Annotated in this window: 3 protein-coding genes; all 3 read right to left on the reverse strand. The window is 40.8% G+C overall.

Translation table 11 applies throughout. The features are described 5' to 3' along the window. Positions 1-117: 117 nt before the first annotated feature. From QZ565_RS08760 to ylqF, 3 genes are read right to left on the reverse strand one after another with little or no spacing between them, the layout of a single operon-like run. Complete coding sequence (locus tag QZ565_RS08760; RefSeq protein WP_295528345.1) at positions 118-1,668, reverse strand: ClC family H(+)/Cl(-) exchange transporter; 1,551 nt, start codon at positions 1,666-1,668, stop codon at positions 118-120. Positions 1,669-1,684: 16 nt separating this feature from the next. Further along, positions 1,685-2,464 carry a ribonuclease HII gene (locus tag QZ565_RS08765; RefSeq protein WP_223340698.1) on the reverse strand — a complete coding sequence of 260 codons (780 nt, stop codon included), beginning with the start codon at positions 2,462-2,464 and terminating at the stop codon, positions 1,685-1,687. Next, positions 2,451-3,302, reverse strand: a complete 852-nt coding sequence (ylqF, locus tag QZ565_RS08770; RefSeq protein WP_033683581.1) for a ribosome biogenesis GTPase YlqF — start codon at positions 3,300-3,302, stop codon at positions 2,451-2,453. Before ylqF ends, QZ565_RS08765 begins: the two co-directional genes overlap by 14 nt. Between the last annotated feature and the right edge of the window lie 167 nt (positions 3,303-3,469).

Genomic DNA, 3,469 nt, shown 5'->3' on the forward strand with positions numbered 1-3,469 from the left:
AAAATTACAACCCTTTTTACAATATTTTTGAGATTGTTTTCACAAGCTTGAATTTTCTTCAAACCACTCCAGTGTATAAAGAGCTGGTTTTTACATAATAAAAATTATGTAGAAGTACTACAGCAACAAATCCTTGACTTTTCCAATTTCACTTTTTGGAATCACCAAGTGGATCATATCCCCCAGATACATTCTGGTTGATCCGTTAACTGTTTGGCTTTTGCCATTATGGACTTGGGTGGTAATGAGCACGTTGTGTGGCAGGTTGAGTTCGTGTACTTGTTTTCCTGCTATTTTATCTGAAACAGGGATTTCAATGAGTGTGACCTCTCCTTCATCTGTCGCTTCTTCTGGTAGCATTTTTTCTAGCATGGCCTCATAGACTGGCGCACCCTTGAGCAGGTCCATAATGATATAGGCAACTAGGGTTACTAAGCCAAGTGGCATGAGGTTGCGAATGTCGCCTACCATCTCGGTTACCAGAATCACGGCAGTTAAGGGAGCTTTAGATATTGCTCCAAAATAGCCACTCATTCCTAGAATAACAAATATAGGGAATTGCTCCTGACTGACAAGTCCAATATTCACACAAATGACACCAACTAGGGCACCAAGTAAGGAACCTAGCGCCAGAATTGGTAGGAAAATTCCTCCTGGAAGACCACTTCCATAGCTAATCATGCTCCAAACAAAGCGAATTAAAAAGTAAGCTAATAGAATTTGGAAACTAAAATTTTGCTCAGTTAAGGAAAGAACCAGCTGATTTCCACCACCAAGGATTTGGGGTAAGAAGATTCCGACTGGGATGATGAGAATGAAAGCAAGAATTGTATAATATGCTCTATCCAAATGGATTTTTTGACCAAGCCAATCATAAACTCTTCCGACGTTTAATACAGCTTTCTCATAGACAAAACCGGAAAGTCCTAGAAAAATTCCCATGAGGAGGTAAATCCAATACTGATCCAGGGTCATGAGTGGGATATTATCTGGCATATCCAGTACGGGTGTTAGACCAAATATGAGCAAAGAGACAAAGTTTGCTACGAGACTGGCTGCTAGCGTTGAGACCCAGAAAAATCGGGAAAAATGGTGATAAACTTCTTCTACCACAAAGAGAAGTCCTGCAATCGGAGCATTAAAGGCTGCGGCTAAACCCGCTGCAGCTCCACTAGCAATAAGAGAACGTTCCTCTACTGGACTGGATTTGAGCCATTTAGCAATTCCTTTACCGCCAACCGCTCCGAGTTGAATACTTGGCCCTTCACGCCCCAGCATAAGGCCACTTGCAATAGCCAAAATTCCTAGAATATATTTTTTCCAAAGTACGCCCCACCAGTTGAGGGTCATCAGTCCCTTTAATTCGGCTTCAACTTGAGGAATTCCTGAGCCTTTTATGTCTTTTTCTGATCGAGTTAATTTCGCACTGACCCAACAAACTATTAAATAAAATAGACCAATGATAAAAAGATTGCGCACTAGGTGCGCTTGATCTTGATAAAGTCCTTGTATCAGGTGGAAGCCTTTTTCGATTGAAAAACGAAAGGATCCGACGATGAGTCCTACGACGAGACCAACAATGATACCTCGTCCAACTTGGGATAATATGGTGCTTGAGGCAAAGGCAAATTCTTTCTTGGAACTGAGTGTTTCTGACTGTTCCTCCATAATCATTCCTTCTAACTTAACTTTCTTTTTCTCCTGAAACCAGTGATTTAACGGGTTCAAAGCTGGTTCGATGAATTGGGGTAACTCCTAGTTTTTTCAGTCCTTCCAAGTGTTTATCTGTTCCATAACCTGCATTAGCAGCAAAATCATAGCCAGGGAACTGCTGATCGTATTCCTTCATTAATTCATCACGTGTCACCTTGGCTACTATAGAAGCCGCTGCAATGGAGAGGGAATTAGCATCACCTTTGATGATGGAAGTTTGTGAAATGGGCAAATCCAGTTTCATGGCATCTATCAAAAGGTGTTCTGGTTGAGGACTGAGCTGAGAGATTGCTTCCTGCATGGCCAGTTTGGTCGCTTCATAGATATTGACTTGGTCTATGACACTATTATCCATTATACCAATTCCGATTGACAAGGCTTGGTCTTGAACTGCTTGATAAATTTCTAGATGTTTCTTTTTAGGAATTTTCTTGCTGTCGTTGAGACCTATAATCTTACAATTTTTAGGTAAGATAACGGCTGCAGCAACTACTGGCCCAGCAAGAGGACCACGACCAACCTCATCAACACCTGCAATTAAGGTCGATCCTTGCTTATAAAGTTCTTTTTCATAGGAAAGCATGGATTCCAAACGCAAATTTTCATCCAATTCAGCCTGAATGGCTTTTTTACGTTTGCTGATTTCTTTTTTAACCCCAGAGCGATTATCCTGCTCGAGTTCTAAAAAAATAGGGTTATTTAAGTCCTTGACTGTTGCAAGGAGTTCTTTGATTTCTTTAATCGTCGCCATCGAGGTCATCCAATGTATCTAAGGTATAGTTACCGAGTTTACCATCGCGGACTTCCTTCACGAAGAGACTGTAAAAACGATCATAGTCATCACGGAAACCGAGAGCGCGAGTCATATCCATAATAATAACAGGCGCTTCTTCTTCAATTTTCATTTGTTTGAAGCGTTCAGCCAGCTTTTCTGGATAATGTTCTTTGAAATAATTGATACCAAAAATAGTCACCTCATCCATAGGAAGCAACTGGTCTTTGATAGCTCCAGTCAAGGCCAACTTAAGCGCAACAGTTTCATCCTCAAACTTAGGCCAGAGAATCCCTGGTGTGTCTAGGATTTCAAGGTCTTTATTGGTTTTGAGCCATTGTTGACCTTTGGTGACACCAGGCTTGTTGCCGACAACGGCAATTTTCTTACCAGCCAAACGGTTCATAAGCGTGGATTTACCCGCATTTGGAATCCCGATAATCATGGTACGTAGGGTTTCAATCTTGATACCACGTTCCTTTTGGCGAGCAATCTTATCAGCCATGAGCTTTTTGGCAGCATCTGTTACAACTTTTACAGTCACTTGTTCTTTAGAATTGATAGCTAGCGTCTGGATTCCTTGTGATTCAAAATACTGGCGCCATTCCTTGGTCATTGCTGGGTCAGCCAAGTCCGCCTTATTTAAAATCAAGAGTTTTGGTTTATCGCCTACGATTTTGGTCAACATAGGGTTTTGACTAGATAGAGGTAAACGTGCATCCACCAAAATCGTTACAAAATCAACAAATTTTAAATTTTCCTGCACCTGTCGACGAGCTTTAGACATGTGACCAGGAAACCATTGAATAGTAGCCATAATAATTCCCCTTCCGACTAAAAAACGTGATAAAAACGTTTTCTTTCTTACTACCTATTCTATCATAAATGAGGAACTTTTGCACAGGCTTTGACCACAATAAATGATAAATAGTATTGGTTCGAAACATCCTTGATGCCAGTAACGATTTACTTGACTTTTTTTGT

Origin of the sequence: uncultured Streptococcus sp., assembly GCF_915066115.1 — a bacterium.
GTDB lineage: Bacteria > Bacillota > Bacilli > Lactobacillales > Streptococcaceae > Streptococcus.

Coding starts and splice junctions, on each gene's coding strand:
- QZ565_RS08760 (WP_295528345.1), bottom strand. CDS start 1,668: ATGGAGGAACAGTCAGAAACACTCAGTTCCAAGAAAGAATTTGCCTTT.
- QZ565_RS08765 (WP_223340698.1), bottom strand. CDS start 2,464: ATGGCGACGATTAAAGAAATCAAAGAACTCCTTGCAACAGTCAAGGAC.
- ylqF (WP_033683581.1), bottom strand. CDS start 3,302: ATGGCTACTATTCAATGGTTTCCTGGTCACATGTCTAAAGCTCGTCGA.